This is a genomic window from Sphingobacterium sp. UBA3519, from assembly GCF_002377215.1.
GTDB lineage: Bacteria > Bacteroidota > Bacteroidia > Sphingobacteriales > Sphingobacteriaceae > Sphingobacterium > Sphingobacterium multivorum.
In genome coordinates this window covers 1-25,819 of record NZ_DFPI01000027.1, presented here as the reverse complement: position 1 = coordinate 25,819, position 25,819 = coordinate 1, and the positions used below count along the sequence as shown (strand labels likewise).

Below are 25,819 nucleotides of genomic sequence, written 5' to 3'. Positions count from 1 at the left end.
TTTATCATCTCGACGGGACAAGAACGGTATAAGATTAATCCCTAAAAGAGTATACTCTGCAGTCGTTTTTTAAAGGCCTTCTCATCCATATAGTCATAGACGGTATCTTTCAGCTTCTTTATGATCTCCGCTCTGGATTCCGCAACCACCTTTTTCTTTTTGGTCAGCACATTGGAAAATGCTGTATTGGTAATCTCCACCTTTGTGGCAAACATATTGACATTCATGCTCGGGATAGATATCCCCATTACCAGCCCAGGGAGCCCATGGATAAGCTCAGGCCCACCAGAGATTGGTATTTGTCCAGCAAAAAAGGCTACTACATAGACCGAATCTTGAATAACACCATTTGCTCTCCGACAATCATATCCCGCAATATTTCGGTATTCATCCGTATATTTCCATTTAACCGCAGGCAAAGAATCTTTGAGCAACAACTGCTCATCTCCAAAAGGGAGCAACTTTGAAAACTCCTGATTCTGGAAATTAATATAGGTTTTTGAATCGGGAAGAATAGAATTATAGTAAGTCACATTACGATAATTCGCAGGATAATCCTCCTGCACGGTTTCAAACAGGGTTTCATTATCGTAAAATTTCAAAATATGGTGGGTCACTACCTCGGCAGGCCCATTTTTCACGGCATTGTCGACCATCAGCTTATCCCAGGTATCTAAATCGGGCTTGCTGAGATAATTACGCTTTAAGAAATTCTGCACATGGAACTTCCGTTCATAGGTGACCGTTCCGCTGCTCGGAAAATAAGCATGTTGTGCATGGGCTGTACCCGAGCACAGCAATAATACCCAAACCATCAACTTGATATACTTACTCATTTGGCATCTCCTTTCATTGTTGTAAAATTGTAGATTACTTTTAGCATTCCATACCGACGTAATACGTCGTTGCTGGTCTGAATAAATGAAGTTCCATTCTGATAACGATACACTCCATTATTTTTGTTCAAAATATCATTGACAAATACCTGTACCTCCAAGGACTTATCTTTCAATAATTTCTTGGAAACATAACCATTCATATTAATGATATTAATGGATTCAAGCGTTTTTGTAGCGGCCTGATAATTCTGGTTTGTCGACAGGGAAATTTTAAAGTCTTTTGGTAAATAATAGGTAATCTCCGAGAAGGTCCTGAATTTAAAAGTCGTCCGGTTCAACTCAGGCTGCAGATAGGAATTCATCTGCTCCGCACCAGGGCTCATGGAGATGTAAAAATCCATTTTGTTTGCTTTATATCGGCTAAAACCAATACTTGGTGCTACACTCCATGTCTGATTTCTATTGAGCTTTGGCTCTTCATTGAAGGAGGATAAGTAGCTAAATTGGCTGTTATACTGCGCATTCATGCCAAGATTCATTTTTAATCCCCATTTTTTCTTCAATACAAAACTGTATCCTCCACCACCATACATACGCCAATTGTCTTTATCAATATTGACGTAGGAAATTTGCTGTGTACCTTTATCTAGATCATAGCGCACGCTATTGTTGATACTTTTCTTTCCTTGATCTGCACTCACATAAAAATAGATACTCTGATCCTTTAACTGCTTGTAGTTATTGAAATTAACTGAATAGGAGTTATCAAAGCCCGCTTTCAGATCTGGATTATCCAAATACTCGACGAGTGGCTGGGAATTTTGTTTCAACGGCTCTATTTGCGTCAAGGAAGGCTGGCTCGTGCGGCCGCTGTAGCGGAAGCTTACATTTTTGCTTTTCGAGATTTTGTAGTTGATGGAAAGATTTGGAGCAACAGATGTCTGGTTCCGCTGCAGTATTGTATTCAGGTTGTTATAGGTTCTCTTGACCTGTTCAAAATCAACTCGATTGCTCAAATTTACTGTTAATGTATTCGACTTGTAATTCAAGGAGGCGTTGACACCATTTTTTAAACTGTTAAAATCAAAATCGTTGAGCAGGTTTTGGTCCAATACCGTATATTTTCCTGTAGCCGGATCTTTATCAAATGACTGATTGAGTGTTTCCGATTTATTTTGATTGAATGCATAACCTATTGCAGCGGTCAGTCTTTTAGAAAGCGGCTCCGAATAGGTTACTGAAGCACCGTAGGTATTATTCGCCAGTTTATCATTTTTATATTGATCGATCAAGGTTGTATCTCCGGAACTTTGGAAGAAGTTTTCCGAAAAATACTGTGTTTTGTTGCGATTTTGATCTGCATTCGCATTGACATTGAAAGTAATGGAGCGGCGATCCTTTTTAAAACGACGTGTAAGCATCGCATTGACATTAAATCGATCCTGATCATTATTTAAATCTGTCCTGGACGAAGTCCGTGTAATCAATGTGCCATCCAATTTACGTTGATCTGCTTCGGAATTGGATAAATTGTCACGGCTAGATTTGGTAAAGCCCATGGTGACAGTAAGGTCAGCAAGCGAATCAAGCTTATAGTCATACCGCAGATTTGCAATATTTGCCTGTGTTTCTGTTTCAGATGTGGTCACATTATTATCTACCTGTGCGCGTTCAGGAAGGTTATTCTGTGCGTTGTATGTACTTGTATTGTTGACATTGATTTGATTCCGCTTGAAGTTGACATTGATCTTATGCTTATCATCTTTGGACTTATCCGAATAGCTTGCTCCCATGTTGACAGCCTTAGGTACGCCACCACCATAGTATTTACCGTCCCATCCCCCATCAGAACCATCACCACCAGAGGAAATCATAATGCCTCCGCCCTCCATCATCTGCACATTGCTACTTCCGCCCACACCATATTTTTGGCTATCTTCAAAACCCAATCCGACCATTCCATCATTGGCCAGAATACCATAAGCAGCAATTTTCTGCGAGCCCTTAAACTTATTGAGCATGACTTTTCCGCCATAATATTTATCGGTACCAGCTCCCGCAACAGCCTGACCGAACATTCCCTTTTTCTTATCTTCTTTGAGCTTGATATCAATTGTCTGTGTACGTTCTCCGTCATCCACGCCGGTACGTACGGCAAGATCCGATTTCTTTTCATAGACCTGTACTTTGCTGACCATATCTGACCGAATATTCTTAGTGATTAGCGTTGGATCATCGCCAAAAAACTCTTCACCATCAAGCAACACCTTTTTCACTTCCTTCCCCTGCGCGATGATCTTGCCTGATCCATCCATTGTAATACCCGGTAATACCTTTAGCAGGTCTTCCACTTTAGCATCCTTCTCTACTTTAAAACTACCTGCATCATATTCGATGGTGTCGCCTTTGATCACTTCCGGAATTTTACCATTTACCTGAACCTCTTCCAAGAGTAGAGCTGCTTTAGATAGCTTTACAATACCGATATCTAAGTCTTCGGCAGCCACACGAATATCCTTTACCAAGTCAGCATACTGTGGATAGGAAACCACCATTTTATAGGTACCTGTGTCTAGATTAGCAATTTGGAATGTTCCATTTTCCTTCGTCCGGCCAAATTTAACCAAAATCGAATCTTTGGGACTGAGCAGCGCGATTGAAGCTTGATGTAGTTTTGCGAGATCTTTGATATCTGCCACCGATCCCACAAGTTTATGTTGTGCATAGGACTTGGAACCCAGGACAGAAAATAAAAGAAACAAAACTAGGGAATAGGTTAGTTTCATAAATTTTCGTTTATATATTGTCGGCGTAAATATATACATGTTGCTACGGAAAATTCGTAAAATAATGTTAAATAATTATGCAATTAATAAAATAGACTCAGCCCATTCAAATAAAACACGATAATACACTCTATACCAATTATTTTACCGCACACAAAAAGAGGCGTAACTTATTTGTTACGCCTCCAGTATAAATAGAAAAATATATTTTATTTCCTTTAATCTACATTCAGGTTCAATTCTTTTTCCTTATTGATTAAATGGGCAATACTTGTATCGTTTAAAATCTGCAACATGGCATTTCTCACCTCTACAAACGTATCGCGTATGCCACAGGCATGCTCCTGTGTACACTCTTCGCACGAGCGGTAGAAGTTTAAGCTCACGCAGGGTAGCAAGGCTATGGGTCCATCGATCAGGCGCATCACCTGGGATAAGAAAACATCTTCAGGAGCCTTATTGAGGCTGTAACCGCCACCAGCTCCTTTTTTGCTATAGAGAATTCCGGCATTTCGCATTTCAAGCAGAATTTGTTCCAAGAATTTTTTTGGAATATTCTCCTCCTGCGCAATCTTCACGATTTGCATAGGCTCATTACCGTAATTACGACCAAGCACCATCAGTGCTTTTATTGCATATTTTGTTTTTTTGGAAAGCATAGTTTGTTTACCCCCTGTTGAATTGCAAATTTACGTTTTTTATTCAATAGAATAAAACCTGCCAGATTTAGCAGGTACCAACAGTCTCCTTATTGACCCAATACCGCTGTGATCGGTTTGCCGATGCTACCATTGGGCTCAGTAATATGCAATAACGAAGAGATTGTCGGTGCAATATCCACAATATGCACCTCTGTATTAGATACACCTGGTTTAATTCCCCAGCCCATAAATACCAGCGGAATATGGGAATCATATGCAGACCAGGTACCATGTGTTGTACCGGTCGAGCGCGGCGTACCGTCATACCATTGTGGTTCACAAACAATCTGAATTGCCCCACTACGTTTAAAGTTGTAACCATTGATCATTTTTTCGCGAATAGGCGCCGGAATCATCAGACTTTCGCCTTTTTCCATATCAGCCACATATGCGACACCTTCTGTATGGCGAAGCTCACGAATGATGGTCTCTTTTATTTTATCACGATCCAAGTTCAACGAATCAATCAATTGATTATTTAAGTGCACTTGGTAGTTCATCATGCTTTTAACAAGCTTCTCCTGTCCAAATTTTTCTTTAAGGGTTTTGTTAAGTCCTGTGATAATCTGACGAGAATAGAAATAACCACCATTTCCTTTCATATCCATAAAGAAACGAGAGTTATAAGAAGCGCCATGATCTGCTGTCAGGAAGAACGTGTAGTTACCCTTGCCCACCGTCTTATCGAGGTAGTTGAAGAAATCGGCAAGCTGTTTATCGAGCTGCAGATAGATATCTTCAATCTCCACTGCTGTCAATGAGTAACGGTGTCCAACGTAGTCTGTTGCAGAAAGACTCACACAAAGGAAGTCGGTATTTTTTGTTGGGTTATTTCCCATCTGCTCATTTTTGATTGCTTCCATAGCCAGATCCAACGTAAACTGATTTCCCATTGGTGTGGTTTTGATTAGCTCATAGCCTTCGTCTTTCATTAGCTTGGAAGTCGCACGCGGCAAAGTCGGTTTTTCTTCACCAGGGTACTTACCTTCATAGATATTATCATCTGCAATACTGTTGGCCGCATAGCTGCTGATATCATACATGGGTTTCCAGTCGCCTTTCAGGTATTTTTCGGCCAATTTTTTCTTGTTGAAGTCTACGACCCATTTTGGCAGTTTATCCATATAGAAATTAGAGGTGATCCAATCGCCTGATTTAGCTTCAAACCAATACGCTGCATCGGCAAAATGCCCCGCCGGTAGAATACCGCCGCGGTCTTTGATCGCGATACCGATCACTTTGGATTTAAAGTTAGAAGCGAGCTTCAATTGGTCCGTTACGGTCGACGCAAGCAAATTACGTGGAGACTGCTGCCCTTCCTTGGCGGTAGTCCCTACACCAACAACATTATCGTCCTGCGTACAGTACATATTCTTTCCCGTCTGTTCTTCGATCCAGTCATTGCCCGCAATACCATGTATGGAGGGAACTGAGCCTGTATATACCGAACTGTGCCCAATGGCTGTGTATGTCGGAATATAGTTAATCAATGTATTTTCACAGGAAAATCCTTCTTTCAAAAGTCGTTTGAAACCATCATTTCCATATCGATCCGCAAAACGATATAAATAATCCCAACGCATTTGGTCCACCATCAGGCCGACAACCAATTTTGGTCTTTCCGGTTGCTGCGCCATGGACGAAAGCGCTGCTATTCCAAGGACGACACTTAAAAAAAATCTTTTAATCATAATCGTATTAAGTATTAAAATATTAGTTTTTTATTTAGTGTAAAGTATTCCATCAGGCCTTAAAAAAGGAACAATAAATCGTAACATATTGGCAGCCCAGGTCTCCTGATATCGATTACTTCACTTCGCTAAAGTAGGGTTTAATCTTTTAAATGTGCTTTTAAAAATTGACCTGTATAAGAATCTTTACAATGGATAAGTTCTTCGGGAGGGCCAGCAAAGACTAGCTTTCCGCCTTTATTTCCACCCTCAGGACCAATATCGATCACCCAATCTGCCGATTTGATCATATCCATATTGTGCTCGATCACCAATATACTGTTGCCTAGGGCAATCAGTGCATCAAATGATTTCAATAACTTTTTAATATCCTGAAAGTGTAAGCCTGTTGTTGGCTCATCAAAGATAAAAAGTGTCTTCTTGCTGTTATTACCCTTAATGAGGAAAGAGGCCAGTTTAATCCGCTGTGCTTCACCGCCAGACAATGTACTTGACGATTGCCCGAGCTTAACGTAGCCTAATCCAACGTCCTGTAAAGGCTGCAATTTAGCCAATATTTTAGGCTGGTCTTCAAAGAATACAATCGCTTCATCAACACTCAGCTCGAGAACATCTGCGACAGACTTGTTCTTGTAATGTACATCAAGCACAAATTGTTTAAATCGTTTCCCTCCGCAGGCCTCACATGGTAAAACGATATCGGCCATAAATTGCATTTCAATTTTAACTTCACCTTCGCCCTGACAAACATCACAACGTCCACCTTCAACATTAAATGAAAATGCAGCAGGTTTCAATCCAGCAGCTTTGGCTGGCCCCTGATTGGCATACAAGGCCCTGATTTCATCCCAGGCTTTCACGTAAGTCACAGGGTTGGATCGCGAAGAACGACCGATTGGATTTTGATCGACCATTTCAACCTGTTCAACCTGGGTAATATCCCCCTCAATCGCATCAAAGACGCCGGTCTGCTCGCCGGAGTAATTGCCGATCGACTTCTGCAGTGCTGGGTAAAGGATACGTTTGACCAACGAAGTCTTACCTGATCCCGAAACACCCGTTACCACAGTAAAGGTATTCAATGGGAATTGTACATCAATCCCTTTGAGGTTATTCTCATGTGCCCCTTTAATGGTCACACTATTGGACCATGGACGGCGTTTTTGGGGTACCTCAATCTGGCTTTTGCCGCTGAGGTATTGACCCGTAAGACTTTTTAGGTCTTTCAGAATCTGCTGATATGTACCCGCAAAGACCATCTCGCCGCCATTGATTCCCGCTTCCGGTCCGATATCGATCAGGTAATCGGCAGCTTCCATCATTTCCTGCTCATGCTCGACCACTACAACCGTATTGCCAACATCGCGGAGGGATTTCAGCACAGAAATCAGGCGCTGTGTATCACGTGGATGGAGCCCGATACTGGGTTCGTCCAACACATAGATAGAACCTACGAGCGAACTCCCTAATGAAGTAGCCAGGTTGATCCGCTGCGACTCACCGCCTGAAAGGGTATTCGACAGCCGGTTCAGCGTCAGATAACTTAATCCAACATCGCACAAAAATTGCAACCTGTTATTAATTTCAGCAAGAAGTCTTTTGGCAATGACCAACTCATTACCGACCAGCGGTAAAGTTTTAAAAAACTCCAAGGCTTCTTCAAGTGGCATCAATACGATATCGGTGATAGACTTGCCCCCTACTTTCACGTAGGTAGCATCTTTTCGCAATCGGGTACCGCGGCAATCCGGGCAATCTGTTTTCCCTCGGTAGCGCGATAACATCACACGGTATTGAATTTTATAGGTTTGGGCTTCAAGTTCTTCGAAGAACTGGGTAAGGCCTTCAAAATATTGATTTCCCGTCCACAGTAGCTCTTTCTGCGCCGCAGTCAGGTCCATGTATGCACGATGTATCGGAAAATCAAATTTCAGTGAACTTTTGACAAGTCTCTGTAGCCACTCGCCCATTTTCTCTCCTCGCCAAGGTGCAATCGCGCCATCGTAAACCGATCGGCTCTTGTCTGGAATAACAAGATCGGGATCAATACCAATGATCTTCCCGTAACCTTCACATCGGCGACAGGCACCATAAGGATTATTGAAACTGAAGAAATTTGGTGTAGGTTCTTCAAAGGTTATTCCATCAAGTTCAAATTTATGGGAGAAATGATGTCGCTGACCATTTTCCTCCATATAGAGCTCGCCTTTACCCTCGAAAAAACCTGTTTGGACCGAGTCAGAAAGTCGATTGACAGTATCATCGTCCTGTTCAATGCGAACCCGGTCGACGACAATAAGTACTTCACCATCCTGGAGGTCTTTGTTGGCGATGGACTTATCATCGATAATAGTTTCGATTTTCTGCATACTATCACCATAGAAGACACGCACAAAACCTTTCTGTAACAGGAGCGACAGTTCTTCCTTAAGTTTACGCCCATGGGAAGGTATAAGCGGAGCAAGAAGTGTCACCGTTGTCCCCTCTTCTAAATTCAACGCAAAATCCACCACTGAACTCACACTGTCTTTGGTCACCTCGCGGCCTGATACAGGAGAAATTGTCTTGCCGATCCGGGCATACAACAATTTCAGATAATCATAGATCTCAGTGGATGTCCCCACCGTCGAACGGGGGTTGGACGTAATGACGCGTTGTTCTATGGCAATCGCTGGAGCAATACCTTTGATGTAATCCACCTCCGGTTTATTCATCCGTCCCATAAATTGTCGTGCGTACGATGAAAGACTTTCGACATAACGTCGTTGTCCTTCGGCATAGAGCGTATCAAAAGCTAAGGATGATTTTCCTGAGCCCGACATTCCAGTGATAACAACTAATTTATTTTTAGGGATATCAACGTCAATATTCTTTAAGTTATTAACTCTTGCACCCTTTATCTGAATATATTCTTTTGGAGTATGCTCCACCTGTTTACTCATAATAATCCTTATCTCACACAAAGTTACGTATTCTTGGCTGATAATATTCCTGCGAATTAAAAAGCAATTCGGTTTTCTATCACCTGAATTTCAAAAAAAGTTTATGATCTCGCATGCATCAATAGCAATGATAACGAATTCTTTCTATCCATTAGCCACCCTCGGTGAGTTCATTGGCCCCTACATGATAACAAATAGGTCTAAAAGTAACAGATCCACAAATGTTTGCTAAGGCCGCGCTTTGAATTATCAATAACGAAAAAAGCCATCGAATCAGATTCGATGGCTTTTTTATATAGCTTTTAACTATTGACTATTGAAATTTCTTCGCGTTTACTTTACGCTCGTTTTCAGTCAAATAGATTTTACGCAGACGCATTGATTGCGGTGTCACCTCAATATACTCGTCAGCTTGAATATACTCCATACATTCTTCCAAGGAGAATTTGATTGCTGGTGCAATACGTACGTTGTCGTCAGAACCAGAAGCACGCATATTTGTCAACTGTTTTCCTTTGGTAACGTTGATCGTTAAATCATTGTCACGGATGTGTTCACCTAGGATTTGTCCTTCATATACATCCACACCTGGATCTACGAAGAAACGACCACGGTCTTGTAACTTATCGATGGAGTATGCTGTTGTTGAACCTGTATCCAAAGAGATCAATACACCAGCCAAACGACCAGGAATTGTACCTTTCCAAGGCTCGTAACCTTTCAAACGGTGTGCCATAACAGCTTCACCAGCTGTTGCTGTCAACACGTTGTTACGTAAACCGATGATACCGCGAGAAGGGATAGAGAACTCAAGATGTTGCATATCTCCTCTAGCTTCCATAATCAACAATTCACCTTTACGTTGTGTAACCAACTCAATTACTTTTCCTGACACATCAGAAGGTACGTCAACAACAAGTTCTTCGATAGGTTCACATTTTTGACCATCGATTTCTTTGATGATAACTTGTGGCTGGCCTACTTGCAACTCATAACCCTCACGACGCATTGTTTCGATCAATACGGACAAGTGAAGGATACCACGTCCGTATACCAACCAAGCATCTGGAGACTCTGTAGGAACTACACGTAGTGCTAAGTTTTTCTCCAACTCTTTTTGTAAACGATCGTAGATGTTACGTGATGTTACCAATTTACCTTCTTTACCGAAGAAAGGAGAGTTATTGATGGTAAACAACATGTTCATTGTTGGTTCATCAATGCTGATAACTTCCAATTGCTCTGGATTTTCAAAATCTGCAATGGTATCACCGATATCGAAACCTTCGATACCTACTACGGCACAGATATCACCTGCATTTACTTCAGGCACTTTGATGCGGCCAAGGCCTTCAAATACCTGTAGTTCTTTTACACGTGATTTCACAACTTTACCATCGCGTTTCACCAAAGAAACAGGTTGGTTTTCTTTGATTGTACCACGAGCAACACGACCGATAGCGATACGTCCTACGAACGTCGAATAATCCAATGATGTTACCTGCATTTGCAAAGTACCTTCAGATACTTCTGGTGCAGGGATATATTTGATGATGGCTTCCAACAAGTCCGTGAAGTCTTCAGTACGATTTTTCCAATCTGTAGACATCCATCCTTGTTTTGAAGAACCGTACAATACTGGGAAGTCCAATTGCTCTTCAGTAGCACCTAAGTTGAAGAATAGGTCAAAAACATGTTCGTATACTTCTTCAGGACGACAGTTTTCTTTATCGACTTTATTGACAACGACGATAGGTTTGATACCTAATCCCAAAGCTTTACCTGTAACGAAACGTGTTTGAGGCATTGGTCCTTCGAAAGCATCGACCAATAGCACTACTCCATCAGCCATCTTCAATACACGCTCTACTTCACCACCGAAATCGGCGTGACCTGGGGTATCGATGATGTTGATTTTAACACCTTTATATGTTACTGATACGTTCTTAGATACAATAGTGATCCCGCGCTCACGCTCTAAATCATTATTGTCTAGGATTAATTCACCAGCATTTTCATTTTCTCTGAATTGATTGGTAAAATATAAAATTTTGTCTACAAGCGTAGTTTTACCGTGGTCGACGTGAGCGATGATCGCAATGTTTCTAATGTTTTGCATTGAGCAAGAATATTTTTATAAAATTTTAGGGTGCAAAGATAAACATTTTGCACCATAAAATTTATAACTATGTGTATTTTATTTAATTACACCTAATTCTTTACCTACTTTGGTAAAGGCGGCGATTGCTTTATCCAGGTGAGCAACTTCGTGTCCTGCCGAAATCTGCACACGGATACGGGCTTTTCCCTGAGGTACAACAGGATAGTAGAAACCAATCACATAAATTCCCTCGTCCAACATCTTGGCTGCAAACTCCTGTGCCAATTTCGCATCATAAAGCATCACAGGCACGATTGGGTGGAAACCTGATTTGATATCAAATCCAGCAGCCGTCATTTTTTCACGGAAATAAGTTGTATTTGACTCCAATTTATCGCGCAATGCAGTTGTCTCACTCAGCATATCTAAAACCGCTACAGAAGCTCCTGCAATTGCTGGTGCCAGGGTATTCGAAAATAGGTATGGACGTGAACGCTGACGTAACAAATCGATGATTTCTTTTTTACCGGAAGTGAAACCACCAGAAGCACCGCCTAAGGCTTTGCCCAAAGTGCCCGTAATAATGTCTACACGATCGATAACATCGAAAAGCTCGTGTGTACCACGTCCCGTTGCACCGATAAATCCAGTACAGTGCGACTCATCGATCATCACTAGCGCCTGGTATTTGTCTGCTAGATCACAGATCTGATCCAATGGAGCTACAGATCCATCCATCGAAAATGCGCCATCTGTAACAATGATTTTATGTCTAGCACCAGATGCAGCCTGCAATTGTGCTTCCAAATCAGCCATATCTGCATTTTTATAACGGAAACGTTGTGCTTTACACAAACGAACACCGTCAATGATAGAGGCGTGATTCAATTCATCGGAAATGATGGCATCTTCAGCACCAAATAAGGGTTCAAACACACCACCATTCGCGTCGAATGCTGCCGCATATAAAATAGTATCTTCTGTTCCGAGGAACATTGAAATTTTTGCTTCTAATTCTTTATGCACATCTTGGGTACCACAGATGAAACGTACAGATGACATTCCATAACCATGTGTATCAATCGCTTTCTTAGCTGCTTCGATTACTTTGGGGTGCGAAGACAGACCCAAATAATTGTTAGCACAAAAATTGACAACTTCCTGTCCTGTACTCACTTTGATGTCTGCTCCTTGAGGCGTAACGATTACACGCTCTTGTTTATACAATCCCGCTTCTTTGATTGCTTCCAATTCCTTTTCTAAAACTGGTTGTAATGTATTGTACATAATTCGATTTTATTTTTTTATACAATATTACAGTTTTTCATTGAGATAATGTGTTTTTCAATGGCTAATGAAGCGATCAATAGCATAATTTTTTCGCAATGCTATTGATGGTTTTCATTGGAATAAGTTGCTTTACCTTTCGAGAAAAGGGCTATTCACGGAGAATTCACCCCAAATCAATGATTTGGTAACATTAAACCGATTGCATAAAATTCCTTTTTTCAATCGCCCTACTTTTCCTCTTGCTTTGATAGCGACCAACAGGGAGACAACCGCGAGACATCTTCGGGCTGCAAGCAGGGTGAATGTAAAAATACAGCGATAGGGGGGCCAATGTCATTTACTCGTAACGAAGCGCGTCGACGGGATCCAGTTTAGACGCTTTTGAGGCGGGGTAATAGCCCGATAGCATACCAACGAGTCCACATACCGCAAAACCTAAAATTATCGCTCCCCAAGGTATAATAAAGGATGTGCCGAGCTGTAGCGCCAGGATATTACCGATCAGGATACCAATAAAGATTCCGGCCACACCTCCGATCATACAGATCACGATGGCTTCCATCAAAAATTGTTTCCGTATAACACTCGGTGTTGCACCGATCGCCTTGCGTATGCCGATCTCCCGGGTACGTTCAGTAACCGAGACTAGCATAATGTTCATCAATCCGATTGAAGCTCCCACAAGGGTTATAAAAGCAATCACGACCGCTCCCAAAGTAACCATAGCCATATTTTGCATCAGCATCTGGGCAACCGCATCTGATTTGGTGATTTCGAAATCATTGGACTGCCGCGATGTCAATCCGCGGATATTCCGAAAGACGATGGTAGATTCGCCGATTGCGGCTTCCAATCGCATCGGATCATTGGAAGAAACAGTTATCACATAGGAGGGCTCGGTACCCTGCATCACTGCCCGGGCCTTGATCAGTGGAATAAAGCAGGCCCTATCCCCGCCCATCCCGGCAGAAGAACCTTTACTTTTTAAGACTCCTATCACCAAATAGCGGATATTGTTAACCGTAATAAACTGCCCTATTGGATCAATAATTTCGTTGAATAGCATTTTACTCACTTCACTACCGATGATGATCACGCCACTACCTGTTTCAACCTCCCGCGTAGAAAAATTACGGCCTTCGCTAACAACATACCCTGATGTCTGCAGATAATTTTCATCTGTCCCGATCAGGCCGATATTGGGGTTTGTTTTTTTGGATTGATATTTTGCGGTCGTATTCCAGCTTACATTGGCACTGATCGATGTCAGCGCATTAAAGTGAAAATCCTGCCTGAATCTTGCAGATTGTGCATAGGTAATATTAGCAAAGACTTTTGAGCGAGTTCCTTCATTACCGATCCGGACATTTAATCCCCTGTTGCGTATGTTGAAGGAATTTGATCCCATGGATGAAAAGGAATCTGTTAGCGAGTTTTTCATGGCATCGATCGAGGTCAATACTCCTATTAAAGCCATCATTCCTATGGCAATGATCAGTGCTGTTAAAAATGTCCGCAGCTTATTCCCTACAATGGACTGTAGTGCAAGCTTGACATTTTCAACATAAGACATTTTTACGGCCATAGAGCTGGTATTTATAATTTGTAGGGATGAAAATACTGTAATTCCAGCACAAAACCAAAAAGGCAATTTACTTCCAAGAAATAAATTGCCTTTTGGATGGAATCTGACCTATCCATGCAAGCGGATTATGTTGATTTTGCGGCCATTTTCTGCCTTAATTAATTCTTTTCCATGTCTCGGTGCGTCCAAGCAGGCTCACACCAACATAACCCCTGATATCAAGCTTATCTCCTTTTAAGGTCATCTTGCAGCTATACGTTTTGCCCGACTTCGGATCATAGATCTTGCCATCAACATAGGTATTGCCATCCTTATCAAAATTGGTCAGGATTTCGAGGCCCTGCACATTTCTGCCCTGCAATGCTTTATCTGGATTTTTTATATCTTTCTTGGGCTGACCGGCTTCATTATTTGGAAATTTCAGCCAATAGAGCTTACCAAAAAACTTATCGCCTTTCTTGTAAATTTCAACACGACCTTCGCCGCTTGGGTTTTCCCACTTTCCGATGATGGGATCGGTCTGCGCAAATAATGCCACTGTAGTCAGCAGCATTATGAATGACATCATAATTTTCTTCATGGGTCTATTATTTTATGAACTTAATTCTTTCAATTTTCCCTACTATTGGTGATCCGATCGCTTATTTAAACGACGTAAGTACGTCGTTCAATTCTTTTCCACCATCGGCAATCGTCATACATAACACGCATAATCGTTGATGACCATACGGCTATAGCATGCATAGCTTCTGAATAAATATACAAAATATTTACTATGCTTGCATATATTTTTTATTACAGTATTGCTATTTATCAAACAGCCCCGCTTACTAATACCAGTTAACGGTCCATCCATCCATCCATCCATCTACTTCAAAGATTTAAAAGCGATGATCTAAACAAAGTTTGGCATCGGGTTTGTACGATAAGTATTATATTATTACTTTATTTATTCTTTATAAATTAGCACATATTATGAAATTTATTATTAGTCTTTTACTTACTGGTCTGGTAGTCGCAATTGCTTGCTGGGTTGTTCCTGGTGCTGAAGTTGCTGGTTTCGGTTGGGCTATCGTTACAGGACTTGTCATTGGATTTGTCAACGCCACTGTGGGATCGATTTTAAGGTTATTTACTTTCCCATTGAATTGGCTTACCTTAGGTCTAGTTTCCTTTATTATTACCGTATTAATGGTCTTGTTGACCGATTCACTACTTGGTTCCAAATTTGATGTACATGGATTTTGGACCGCAGCGCTGTTTGCCATTGTCGTTGCCATATTGGAAATGATTATTGGCAGTATGTCAAAAGATTAAGAGTACATTCATTAAATAGTATAAGGGGCTGTCCAAAAAATTGGATAGCCCTTTTTCACATTCCTCCACTGATATAACCTATCAGTTGAAATATATTTTTTACCGGTCCGATTCCATTAAAATAGTCGTCTTTATGGATGAGTTTATCCCCATTCCCTCGCTTTTTACGGCAGAATTCGGTAAATTTAATTCTCATAAAGAACCGCTGATATATGTGCGAACACAACCACGAGCATAGCCATGCCACACCGGAGCATGGTCTTACAACAAAGGAACAGCCTTGGTGGATCACCCAACGTAAGCTCCTCATGGCTCTCACCATCTTACTTACTTTACTCCTATTGAAATATGCGTTTAAGATCAGCCTTCCCTTTGGCATCAGCTTGACCTTAAATAGCGTTGCCTACCTTCTCGCGGGAATCCCCGTTATTCAAATGGCATTTCGCAAGGCAAGCCGTGGTGATATTTTTAATGAATTTTTTTTAATGACCGTTGCAACCTTGGGTGCTTTCGCCATTGGAGAATTTGAAGAGGGTGTCGCGGTAATGGTATTCTACCAAATCGGAGAGTGGTTTCAGGATACTGCCGTCGATAACGCCAAGAAATCAATTAAATCGCTATTGGATATCCGTCCCGATAAAGTAACGGTGCTGCGCAACGGGCAACAGCAGCAGGTAAATCCAAAAACCGTCACAATCGGTGAAATTATCCTTGTAAAAGCAGGAGAAAAAGTGGCGCTGGATGGTAAATTGAAAACGGAGAAAGCTGCATTTAATACCGCAGCATTGACTGGAGAGAGTAAACCCGATACAAAATATAAGGACGAAGCTGTTTTTGCAGGCATGATTAATCTGGAAACGGTTGTTGAGATCGAGGTTTCCAGTACATTTGAGGATAGCAAATTGAGCAAAATTCTCGAAATGGTACAGGATGCTACCGCACGGAAGTCCAAAACACAATTGTTTATTGCCAGATTTGCCAAAATATATGTTCCTATTATTTTCGGCCTCGCGCTTTTGGTTCTTATTTTACCCCTATTTTTTGTTCAGGACTATAGTTTTAAGGAATGGTTCTACCGGAGTTTGGTCTTCTTGGTGATCAGCTGTCCCTGTGCCCTGGTTGTTTCGATTCCCTTGGGGTATTTTGGTGGTATAGGTTTAGCCTCCCGAAATGGCATACTATTTAAGGGCGGGAACTTCCTCGATGCCATCACCGCAGTCGATACCATTGTCATGGATAAAACGGGTACACTTACAGCGGGTGTATTTGAAGTAACGGAAGTTTTTGCTGTCCATGGAGATCCAACGGAATTACTGAGTTACGCTAAGGCTGTCGAGGCACATTCAACACATCCCATCGCAAAGGCGATCGCCAGTTATCATTCCGGCAGGCCCGCATTGCAAGCTGAGAAAACCCAGGAAATAGCAGGCCACGGACTCCTCGCCACTGTTAATGGAAAACGTACACTCGCAGGCAACAGCAAGTTACTGGACAAATTCAATATCAGCTATCCTGCAGAGCTAAGGCAAGTGGCCTACTCCATTGTGTTGCTTGCCATCGAAGATCAATATGCGGGTTATATCACTGTGGCGGATCGGATTAAGCCCGATGCCAAGGAAGTGATCCAAACCATGCGTGCTCAAGGTCTATATACCGTCATGCTATCTGGGGATAAAACAGCGGTAGTAAATGAAGTTGCCAAAGAACTTGGGCTAGACAAAGCTTATGGGGACCTCCTTCCGGAAGATAAGGTAAATCATGTACAACAACTGATCGATCAAGGTCGCCGTGTTGCCTTTGCCGGTGATGGCGTAAATGACGCACCGGTAGTAGCCTTGGCGCAGGTCGGCATCGCCATGGGTGGACTCGGAGCCGATGCAACCATCGAAACGGCTGATGTGGTGATCCAGAACGATGAACCCCACAAGATCCTGTCTGCCATCAAAATCGGTAAAATTACCCGAAGCATTGTCTGGCAGAACGTCATTCTCGCGATGGGGATCAAAATCATTGTCTTGATTCTTGGTGCCGGAGGTGTTGCAACACTCTGGGAAGCCGTCATCGCCGATGTTGGGGTAGCGCTTTTGGCTATTTTAAATGCCATTCGAATCCAGCAGAAAAAAGTCTAACTAAAAGCAGGGCTGTCCAAAAGTTGAACAGCCCCGTTTCTTCTATTTCATCCCGGATCTAATTTAGATCACAAAGAGCAATTTTAATCCCGCCAAGCTTTGTACGCATTGATCAATCCATTTGTCGAAGAATCATGACTTGTAACCGGATTGGCGTCGCTTAATTCCGGGAGGATTTGATTGGCCAATTGTTTACCGAGCTCGACACCCCATTGATCAAAACTATAAATATTCCAGATCACACCCTGGACAAAAATCTTATGCTCATACAATGCGATAAGTCGTCCTAAAGTGCGTGGCGTCATTTTTTTGAACAGGATGGAATTCGTTGGGCGATTACCTTCAAAAACTTTATAGGCTTTCAGTGCTTCAATTTCCGGGTCCGACTTTCCGGCTTTCTTAAATTCAGCAACCACTTCGGCTTCCGTTTTGCCATTCATCAAAGCCTCAGTCTGCGCAAAAAAGTTAGACAACAGCAATTGGTGGTGGTTTCCGATCGGATTAAGACTATTGGCAGGTGCAATGAAATCACAAGGAATCAACTTGGTGCCCTGGTGAATCAACTGATAGAAGGCGTGCTGCCCGTTCGTACCAGGTTCACCCCAGATAATCGGTCCAGTCTGATAATCCACCTGTTGACCATTGCGATCAATATACTTACCGTTACTTTCCATATCCCCTTGTTGGAAATAAGCGGCAAAACGGTGTAGGTATTGATCGTAAGGAAGAATTGCGTGACTTTCCGCTTGGAAAAAATTATTGTACCATACACCAAGCAAAGCCAATATCACGGGAATATTGGATTCAAAGGAGGTTTCCTTAAAATGAACATCCGCTTCATAGGCACCTTTCAACAGTTCCTCGAAATTATCGAAGCCTATTGCCAAACTGATTGAAAGACCTATTGCAGACCACAGGGAATAACGTCCGCCCACCCAGTCCCAAAACTCAAACATATTCTGGGTATCTATTCCAAAGGCACGTACTGCTTCTGTATTGGTGCTCAATGCAGCAAAATGCTTAGCGACATCTTCCTGAAGGGCACCACTGGCCAGAAACCAATCTTTAGCGGTATGGGCATTGGCCATCGTTTCCTGTGTTGTGAAAGTTTTTGATGCAATCAAAAACAACGTTGTTTCAGGATCCACAGCTTTCAATGTTTCAGCAATGTGTGTACCGTCTACATTGGAAACAAAATGGACATTTAACCGCGTCTTATAAGCTTTTAATGCTTCTGTTACCATCACAGGGCCGAGATCTGAACCTCCAATACCGATATTAACTACATCGGTAATTTCTTTTCCTGTATATCCTTTCCACTGGCCAGATAGAATCTCTTCGGTGAAAGTTCTCATGTGTGCCAACACTCGTTTAACATCAGGCATGACGTCCTTTCCATCCACATATACGGGTTGGCCGGATTGGTTTCTCAAAGCGGTGTGTAACACCGGTCTGTTTTCGGTCACGTTGATCCGCTCGCCCGAGAACATAGCCGCTATCGCTTCTTCAAGACCACATTCTTTAGCCAGCTGTACCAAGAGCGCTTTTGTCTCTGCAGTAATCCGATTTTTGGAGTAATCCAAAAGTATATCTTCAAAAGCGATCGAGAACTTCTCAAAACGTGCGGGATCTGCGGCGAAAAGTGTGCGTAAATCATTTTTTTCGCTATTGTTAGATAGCCCTGATAAAGAACCAAAATGCTGTGCTAGATTCGTATAGGCCGCAGTCTTTGTAAAATTAATTTTTGGGAACATACTGTTTTTACTGAAATTAGTTGTTTTAAACATCAATAAGAGCCTTCTGTATTTCATTGTTACACATCGTGTAGATCCTTAAATGAAGGTTTATTCTGTTGACAATACCAAAACTAAAAAAAAAAGGTCAAATTATCTCTATTTGACCATCTATTAGGACGCGAAGTTATTAAGCTAGAAGCGCGAATTTATTAATTAAAATTTCTACTTTAGCGGATATGACAAAAGAACAAATTCAAGACTTGAGGGATCGTGTTACTTCCCTGAGGAGGCATCTTTGACATCGATGCACGCAAAGAAGAAATAGAAAGAGATCAAGCTATTACGCTTGAAGCAAGCTTTTGGGATGATTCCAAAGCTGCAGAAAAAATACTCTTGGCCATAAAAAACCAAAAGGTGTGGACAGACCACTTCGACGAAGTTGCAGCGGCCGTTGAAGACGCCTATGTGATGTATGAATTCTTCCAGACAGGCGACGCCGACGAAAAGGAAGTGGACGACCAATTTAAACTTGCTCTAGCTAAAGTCGAAGAACTCGAATTCAAAAACATGCTTAGCGCTGAGGAAGATCAACTGGATGCGATCTTACAGATTACAGCCGGTGCCGGCGGCACTGAAAGCTGTGACTGGGCAGCCATGCTGATGCGGATGTATATTATGTGGGGTGAGAAAAATGGGTACCGGGTAACCGAACAAGATTCGCAGGAAGGTGATGTTGCAGGTATCAAGAGTGTAACTTTACAGATATCCGGAGATTTTGCTTATGGCTACCTGAAGGGCGAAAATGGTGTACACAGGCTCGTTCGGATTTCTCCATTTGATTCCAATGCAAAACGCCATACCTCGTTTGCTTCTGTTTATGTCTATCCTTTGATTGATGATAATATTGAGATTGATGTTAAGGATTCAGAAATCGAATGGGATACTTTCCGCTCGGGTGGTGCAGGAGGTCAGAATGTCAATAAAGTGGAAACAGCTGTTCGATTACACCACAAACCTACTGGCATTATTATTAAAAATCAGGAATCCAGATCGCAATTACAAAACAAAGAAAATGCGATGCGCTTATTGAAATCACAGTTATATGAGATTGAAATGCGTAAACGCCAGGAAGCTACCGCTGCTATTGAAGGAAACAAAAAGAAAATCGAATGGGGATCCCAAATTCGAAATTATGTCCTCCATCCTTACAAGTTAATTAAAGATTTACGGACCAATTACGAAACCTCCAATACACAAGCTGTCCTGGACGGTGATCTAAATGATTTTCTAAAAAATTATCTAATGGAATTTGGTGGATAAAGACTATTCCGAAACTTGATGATATTGAAGACGTCCCCCTTTGGAGGCGTCTTTTTTTTGTACTATCCTTTGCTTTTTTTATTTGGCTTAAGCTGAATTTCTTCAACCTGCACATTGCCCCCTTTCCTACACAGTTTGTCACAAAAACTGTCAATTTCTTTTAACAATCTGCATGCAAATGTTAAAAAACCTTAAAAGTCTATTGAATCGATCGTCGTTATATTTTGGCATAATTCTGTTACAAGTAAATCACAAAACACTACAAATCAACAGATTAATTACTTATTATTTGTATCAAGAACGTTACAATTAGATGGGATTGCTTATTTTTGGCACGAAATAAAGGCATGTCTTTTGCGTTTATGGAATCGTAATATTTTCATTACAAAAGATGCCGACAGCGGTATCTCTTTAAACACTGAACGAAAGAATGTATATCTAAAATAGAACGGTTATGAATTACATGAAAGACAACTCGATCGTATCCAAGCAGATGGCCAAACAATGGAAGCCTGCGGTATATGATGTAAATGCAGGAGAAAAGCGATCTGATCATACAGTGAGCAAAAACGAGGAAAGCAACTTTGGTCCAAAAGAATATGGTATTTTTGGAGCAACTTTTTTTATACTATTTGCGTCAGTTTTTGGCGTATACATGCTTCAACCAGATTTTGATGCATTACGTTTCCAACGTTTAGACAGCATCGGCGGAACATTTTTAATTGCGTTGGGAATATTTCTAGCTGTTGTTGCTATCAGCTTTTTGATTTTTTTGATTGTACTGCATCGTAAATATAAACCCATTGCTTCTGTATCGGACGATGAGCTACCAACTTGTACGATTATCGTTCCAGCTTATAACGAAGGACAATTAGTTTATGATACCTTACATAGTTTGGCTAGCAGCGATTATCCGGAGAAGAAATTGCAGATTATTGCAATCGACGACGGTAGTAAAGATAATACCTTTGCTTGGATACAACGTGCCAAAATGGAATTGGGCGATCGTGTTGAAATTTATCAGCAGCCCAAGAATATGGGTAAGAGACATGCCTTGTACCGTGGATTTAAATTAGGTACGGGAGAGATTTTCATCACGGTTGATAGTGACTCTATTGTTAAAAAGGATACCATACGTAATATGGCGAGTCCATTTGTAACAAACAAGGAATGTGGGGCAGTTGCGGGTAATGTGCGTGTATTGAATACTAAAAAAGCGATTATACCGCGTATGTTAAATGTGAGCTTCGTATTCAGCTTTGAGTTTGTACGTTCTGCACAAAGTATGTTGGGTACGGTAATGTGTACACCAGGAGCATTATCTGGCTATCGTAAAGAGGCTGTGATGAACTGTTTGGAAGATTGGATTAACCAGACTTTTATGGGACAACCGTCGGATATCGGTGAAGATCGCGCGATGACCAATATGATCCTGAAACAGGGGTATCATGTTTTATTTCAATCCAACGCATACGTTTATACCGACACACCTGTACGTTACAAAAATCTGTACAAGATGTTTATCCGTTGGGAACGAAGCAACGTGCGTGAAAACATTGCGATGAGTCAATTTGCCTTTAAGAATTTCCGTCAGGGACCTAAATGGGGAGCACGTATCTTATTGCTTATGCAATGGAAAAAAGTGTTATTGTCTTATCCGATGATGTTACTGATGTTATGGACCGTATTTCATTATCCACTGATGTTCTTAAGCTCAACATTGGTCGGTATCTTAATATTTTCCAGCGTCCAGGCCTATTTCTTTGCTTCCAAAAACTCGGATGCCAAAGAAGCTTTCTGGGCTTATAGTTACAGTATATTTTATGCTTTCAGCTTATTCTGGATTACACCGTATGCTATAGCGACAGCTGGACGCAGAGGTTGGTTGACAAGGGGTTAAAATTAACGCAAAGAACGTATATTTACAGCTATATATGAGAGATTTTAAGGTAAAAAAGATTGCCATCATTGGTCAAGGGTATGTGGGATTACCATTAGCGATAGCGTTTTCCGATTATTTCCCCGTGATTGGATTTGATATTAATGAAACACGTATTGATGAACTTAGGCGCGGTGTTGACCGTACACTGGAAGCTGATAAAAAAGAACTGGAACTTGCAAGAGAGTTATTTACCACATCAAACCAAAGTAAGGGGTATAATGCAAGTAGTTCTACCGCAGACATTGCTGATGCAAACGTATATATAGTCACCGTACCAACTCCTATTGATCGCTATAATTCACCCGATCTATCACCATTGCTGGAGGCATCTAAAATGATTGGCGGATTACTAAATCCGGGCGATTTGGTTATTTATGAATCTACCGTCTATCCTGGTTGTACTGAAGAAGAGTGTATACCTGTTTTGGAAAGTTGCTCGGGATTAAAATTTAACCAAGATTTTTTTGTTGGTTATTCACCAGAACGTATTAATCCAGGCGATAAAGTAAATTCACTTCAAAAGGTCATGAAAGTGACTTCTGGAAGTACACCTGAGGCAGGATTGGTGGTAGATGGACTTTATAAGAATATTATTGAAGCCGGGACACATTTGGCGCCCTCAATCAAAGTTGCCGAAGCTGCCAAGGTGATCGAAAATGCGCAGCGCGATGTAAATATCTCCTTTATGAATGAGCTCGCGCTAATCTTCGACCGTGTAGGAATAGATACACAGGATGTGTTAGATGCTGCGGGCACAAAATATAATTTTCTACGTTTTAAACCAGGACTAGTGGGCGGTCATTGTATTTCTGTAGACCCCTACTACCTCGCTCAAAAAGCAACTCAACTAGGTTATCACCCACATGTTATTTTATCTGGAAGAGAAGTAAATGATCAGATCGCCTCCTTCATCGCATCAAAAGTGGTGAAATTGATGATTCAGAAAAACATCAAATTTGAAGGGGCAAAAGCGTTAGTATTGGGCATCACCTTCAAAGAAAACTGTCCTGATATGAGAAATAGTAAAGTTATAGATATGATTCAGGATCTTCAAGAATTTGGTCTAAAAGTCGACATTTATGATCCATGGGTCAATAGAGATGAAGTGAAATCACATTTTAATTTAAAACTATTATCGGATCTTCCCGAATCTGCAGATTATGACAGTGTTATTCTGGCTGTGGGACACCGAGAGTTCTTACATTTAGATCTCAATAATTTAAAAAAGAACCCATCCGTTGTTTTTGATATCAAGGGCATACTCGACAGAAAATTTGTAGATGCCCGCTTATAAAGATCCGTTCTAATTGTCTTTTTTCAAATCCTGATCTACTTGTCAAAAATTTAAGCAGATCAGGATTTTTAGTATCTGGCATTTTGTGCAATCGTTTGATAAAAAAACATTACTATATTTCTGTTTTTAATATTAACTCAACACCACAATTATAATTTAACCTAATTAAACTAGGGATGTTACACAAATTGCGGTAATCATGAAACAGCTAGATGACACCGAACTATTCGCATGGATTCAAGCAAATGACCGTCATGCTTTTTATGCTTAAACAGTGTACACGTTCTTTCGGCTTATAGCCAACTTACGCTACCAGTTTCGACGTCATAGTTCGCTCCGACAATTTTAATTTTACCCTCTTCTTCCAATTTCCGGAGCGTTGAACTCTGTTTGCGAATGTCACGGATTGCATGTTTAATATTCTGTTGATTTAGTTTTTCAAGCAGTACACTATTTTTAGAAGAACGTTCTTCCCCCTGCTCGATCACTTCATTGATGATCGGGTCGAAATGATTAATCAAATGATTTAGGTTATCCATTCCCATACCCTCGATCTGCGCCGCATCCAATCCTCCTTTTAATGCCCCACATTTGGTATGCCCCAAAACGACAACAAGTTTAGAACCGGCCACATTGCAACCAAACTCCATCGATCCCAAAATATCCTGATTGACAAAATTTCCGGCAATCCGGATACTGAAGATATCACCCAGTCCCTGATCAAATATAAGCTCAGCTGAAGTACGGCTATCGATGCAGCTTAGCACCACGGCGAATGGCCACTGCCCTTCACGTGTGGCGTTCACCTGTTCGAGAAGATCGCGGTTAGCTTTCAGGTTATTAACAAAGCGCTGGTTTCCTTCTTTCAGGAAGTCCAATGCCTTTTGTGGGGTAATTGTTGATTGTGTTTCGTACGTATGTGCCTTCATAAAATTATATTATTTGGAATAGTAAAGGTAAAATTAATACGTTACATTTTAATTACCAACAAGACAAAATACCTGTAATTGGTTTATAGTTTCACCCAACCCTTATGCAAGAGTTGTTTTCCAGCCTTCAACGTAAAACCGAATTAATATTCCTTAATCTTGCCTTATTTAACCACAGTGACTTCTTTCTTTTCGTAATAGTCCATCCAAGCTTTAATTCTTCCGACAAACATTTTAAGATAGTTTTCTGTCAAAAATATATTGGACCAATCAAATCTTTGCGCCTGTACGCCAAGATAAAAAATAAAAATAGCAGCGCCAGCTTTCGGTATTAACCTGAGCTCTTTTTCAGATAAAGGTCTATTACTTTGGTATCCACGCAGGAAACTTTGGATTTTTAATTCATACTGCTCTTTATCTGATTCTATGAAAAACAGCTGTTTGCAGAAATATCCAACGTCTAAAATTTGCCAGCCATTTCCACAAAAGTCAAAGTCAAAAATGGTAATCTCATGCTCGTCTGTAACAGCCATATTATCATACCAGATATCCATATGTATAATTCCGGTTTTCGTATGATCAAAATCTGAATTTTGAAAATTTCTGCCAAACTCCTTGATGAGTTCCATTTCTGGCAACTTGTCTGAGAAGAATTGTTGTAAATACGCATAAGGTAATTCTATAAGCGACTTCTTATTGTAAGACACACGGTTAATGTTCTTGTTTTCGGTATGGTTATGGATATTTGCCATTAGAGAACCTATCCGAAAGCACGTTTCGATGTCCATAAATCGAATTTTCTCCCCTTGAGCAAAGGAAAAAAGTACAACGTATCTGATTCCTTCAGGCGCATTTATTTCTTGAATGAACCCTCCGTCTTTATCTTCAATTGGAAAAGAAACGCTTAAATTATTCTTCTTCAATGATTTCAAAAGTTCAAGTTCTTCAATAATTTCGGATTTTGACCGCCAATTATGACTATAAATGCGCAAAACGTATTTCGTTTCGCTGTTGGAAAGAAAATACGTATGGTTCATTCCTGTTCTGAATAAGGAACATTGGTATTTGTCGTCTAGGCCATATCTATTTATCACAAAATCGCCTAATTGTTTGGCAGAAAGAGTAGAAGCTATAACAGGAAATGTTGTCATTTTTTTTCTGGAAGTTCGTATTGGTTTTGTAGATACTCAAAGATAAAAAAGAAGCTGTCTCAAATT

General features: G+C 41.0%; 17 protein-coding genes. 5 read left to right on the top strand and 12 right to left on the bottom strand.

The features are described from left to right. Positions 1-41: 41 nt before the first annotated feature. From B3297_RS18840 to B3297_RS18800, 9 genes are all read right to left on the bottom strand, one after another. Entirely contained in the window at positions 42-836 is a 795-nt protein-coding gene (locus B3297_RS18840) for a GLPGLI family protein (protein WP_286779254.1), read from the bottom strand. Continuing rightward, the gene (locus B3297_RS18835; RefSeq protein WP_286779253.1) at positions 833-3,625 is read right to left on the bottom strand and encodes an outer membrane beta-barrel protein; all 2,793 of its coding nucleotides are present in this window, start codon (positions 3,623-3,625) and stop codon (positions 833-835) included. Before B3297_RS18835 ends, B3297_RS18840 begins: the two co-directional genes overlap by 4 nt. Before the next feature lie 218 nt (positions 3,626-3,843). Continuing rightward, on the bottom strand, positions 3,844-4,284 hold the full coding sequence (locus tag B3297_RS18830; protein WP_046673766.1) for an RrF2 family transcriptional regulator: 441 nt from the start codon (positions 4,282-4,284) through the stop codon (positions 3,844-3,846). A gap of 89 nt (positions 4,285-4,373) precedes the next feature. After that, positions 4,374-6,017 (bottom strand): alkaline phosphatase PafA, encoded by a 1,644-nt coding sequence (pafA, locus tag B3297_RS18825; RefSeq protein ID WP_286779252.1) that lies wholly within the window; start codon positions 6,015-6,017, stop codon positions 4,374-4,376. 140 nt (positions 6,018-6,157) lie between these two features. Next, the gene (gene uvrA, locus B3297_RS18820; RefSeq protein ID WP_286779251.1) at positions 6,158-8,959 is read right to left on the bottom strand and encodes an excinuclease ABC subunit UvrA; all 2,802 of its coding nucleotides are present in this window, start codon (positions 8,957-8,959) and stop codon (positions 6,158-6,160) included. Between the two features lie 313 nt (positions 8,960-9,272). Then, positions 9,273-11,078 carry a translational GTPase TypA gene (typA, locus tag B3297_RS18815; protein ID WP_046673762.1) on the bottom strand — a complete coding sequence of 602 codons (1,806 nt, stop codon included), beginning with the start codon at positions 11,076-11,078 and terminating at the stop codon, positions 9,273-9,275. 78 nt (positions 11,079-11,156) lie between these two features. Further along, the gene (kbl, locus tag B3297_RS18810; protein WP_286779250.1) at positions 11,157-12,347 is read right to left on the bottom strand and encodes a glycine C-acetyltransferase; all 1,191 of its coding nucleotides are present in this window, start codon (positions 12,345-12,347) and stop codon (positions 11,157-11,159) included. Positions 12,348-12,687: 340 nt separating this feature from the next. Beyond that, entirely contained in the window at positions 12,688-13,935 is a 1,248-nt protein-coding gene (locus B3297_RS18805) for an ABC transporter permease (RefSeq protein WP_286779249.1), read from the bottom strand. A 154-nt stretch (positions 13,936-14,089) separates the two neighbouring features. Further along, the gene (locus B3297_RS18800) at positions 14,090-14,515 is read right to left on the bottom strand and encodes a DUF2147 domain-containing protein (RefSeq protein WP_070565860.1); all 426 of its coding nucleotides are present in this window, start codon (positions 14,513-14,515) and stop codon (positions 14,090-14,092) included. Positions 14,516-14,910: 395 nt separating this feature from the next. Between B3297_RS18800 and B3297_RS18795 the strand changes: the two genes are divergently transcribed. Together B3297_RS18795 and B3297_RS18790 are read left to right on the top strand one after the other, a co-directional pair. Then, positions 14,911-15,252 (top strand): phage holin family protein, encoded by a 342-nt coding sequence (locus B3297_RS18795; protein WP_046672635.1) that lies wholly within the window; start codon positions 14,911-14,913, stop codon positions 15,250-15,252. Positions 15,253-15,464: 212 nt separating this feature from the next. Further along, entirely contained in the window at positions 15,465-17,381 is a 1,917-nt protein-coding gene (locus B3297_RS18790; protein WP_286779248.1) for a heavy metal translocating P-type ATPase, read from the top strand. An 83-nt stretch (positions 17,382-17,464) separates the two neighbouring features. Here B3297_RS18790 and pgi read toward each other — a convergent pair whose 3' ends face one another. After that, complete coding sequence (gene pgi, locus B3297_RS18785) at positions 17,465-19,135, bottom strand: glucose-6-phosphate isomerase (RefSeq protein ID WP_070565858.1); 1,671 nt, start codon at positions 19,133-19,135, stop codon at positions 17,465-17,467. Positions 19,136-19,353: 218 nt separating this feature from the next. Between pgi and prfB the strand changes: the two genes are divergently transcribed. The 3 genes from prfB to B3297_RS18770 all read left to right on the top strand — a co-directional run bounded on the left by prfB (position 19,354) and on the right by B3297_RS18770 (position 23,673). Next, positions 19,354-20,437, top strand: a protein-coding gene (prfB, locus tag B3297_RS18780; RefSeq protein WP_286779247.1) for a peptide chain release factor 2 whose coding sequence is annotated in 2 segments (ribosomal slippage) — positions 19,354-19,413 and positions 19,415-20,437 — 1,083 coding nt in all. Because the reading frame shifts where the segments join, the coding sequence is not laid out codon by codon here. A gap of 454 nt (positions 20,438-20,891) precedes the next feature. After that, entirely contained in the window at positions 20,892-22,337 is a 1,446-nt protein-coding gene (locus B3297_RS18775; RefSeq protein WP_201303443.1) for a glycosyltransferase, read from the top strand. A gap of 34 nt (positions 22,338-22,371) precedes the next feature. After that, a complete protein-coding gene (locus tag B3297_RS18770) occupies positions 22,372-23,673 on the top strand; it encodes a nucleotide sugar dehydrogenase (RefSeq protein WP_286779246.1) in 1,302 nt (433 codons plus the stop codon). A gap of 293 nt (positions 23,674-23,966) precedes the next feature. Here the strand turns inward: B3297_RS18770 and B3297_RS18765 are convergent, their stop codons facing one another. Then, positions 23,967-24,602, bottom strand: a complete 636-nt coding sequence (locus B3297_RS18765; RefSeq protein ID WP_070565856.1) for a carbonic anhydrase family protein — start codon at positions 24,600-24,602, stop codon at positions 23,967-23,969. Positions 24,603-24,766: 164 nt separating this feature from the next. Then, on the bottom strand, positions 24,767-25,639 hold the full coding sequence (locus B3297_RS18760) for a phosphotransferase (protein WP_244294464.1): 873 nt from the start codon (positions 25,637-25,639) through the stop codon (positions 24,767-24,769). Positions 25,640-25,819 lie beyond the last annotated feature (180 nt).

What these genes read in the sequence shown, in the direction of transcription:
- B3297_RS18760 (WP_244294464.1), bottom strand. Translation starts at nt 25,639, where the DNA reads ATGAACCATACGTATTTTCTTTCCAACAGCGAAACGAAATACGTTTTG.
- B3297_RS18800 (WP_070565860.1), bottom strand. Translation starts at nt 14,515, where the DNA reads ATGAAGAAAATTATGATGTCATTCATAATGCTGCTGACTACAGTGGCA.
- pafA (WP_286779252.1), bottom strand. Translation starts at nt 6,017, where the DNA reads ATGATTAAAAGATTTTTTTTAAGTGTCGTCCTTGGAATAGCAGCGCTT.
- B3297_RS18775 (WP_201303443.1), top strand. Translation starts at nt 20,892, where the DNA reads ATGAATTACATGAAAGACAACTCGATCGTATCCAAGCAGATGGCCAAA.
- B3297_RS18805 (WP_286779249.1), bottom strand. Translation starts at nt 13,935, where the DNA reads ATGGCCGTAAAAATGTCTTATGTTGAAAATGTCAAGCTTGCACTACAG.
- kbl (WP_286779250.1), bottom strand. Translation starts at nt 12,347, where the DNA reads ATGTACAATACATTACAACCAGTTTTAGAAAAGGAATTGGAAGCAATC.
- B3297_RS18835 (WP_286779253.1), bottom strand. Translation starts at nt 3,625, where the DNA reads ATGAAACTAACCTATTCCCTAGTTTTGTTTCTTTTATTTTCTGTCCTG.
- uvrA (WP_286779251.1), bottom strand. Translation starts at nt 8,959, where the DNA reads ATGAGTAAACAGGTGGAGCATACTCCAAAAGAATATATTCAGATAAAG.
- B3297_RS18765 (WP_070565856.1), bottom strand. Translation starts at nt 24,602, where the DNA reads ATGAAGGCACATACGTACGAAACACAATCAACAATTACCCCACAAAAG.
- B3297_RS18790 (WP_286779248.1), top strand. Translation starts at nt 15,465, where the DNA reads ATGTGCGAACACAACCACGAGCATAGCCATGCCACACCGGAGCATGGT.
- typA (WP_046673762.1), bottom strand. Translation starts at nt 11,078, where the DNA reads ATGCAAAACATTAGAAACATTGCGATCATCGCTCACGTCGACCACGGT.
- B3297_RS18770 (WP_286779246.1), top strand. Translation starts at nt 22,372, where the DNA reads ATGAGAGATTTTAAGGTAAAAAAGATTGCCATCATTGGTCAAGGGTAT.
- pgi (WP_070565858.1), bottom strand. Translation starts at nt 19,135, where the DNA reads ATGTTCCCAAAAATTAATTTTACAAAGACTGCGGCCTATACGAATCTA.
- B3297_RS18830 (WP_046673766.1), bottom strand. Translation starts at nt 4,284, where the DNA reads ATGCTTTCCAAAAAAACAAAATATGCAATAAAAGCACTGATGGTGCTT.
- B3297_RS18840 (WP_286779254.1), bottom strand. Translation starts at nt 836, where the DNA reads ATGAGTAAGTATATCAAGTTGATGGTTTGGGTATTATTGCTGTGCTCG.
- B3297_RS18795 (WP_046672635.1), top strand. Translation starts at nt 14,911, where the DNA reads ATGAAATTTATTATTAGTCTTTTACTTACTGGTCTGGTAGTCGCAATT.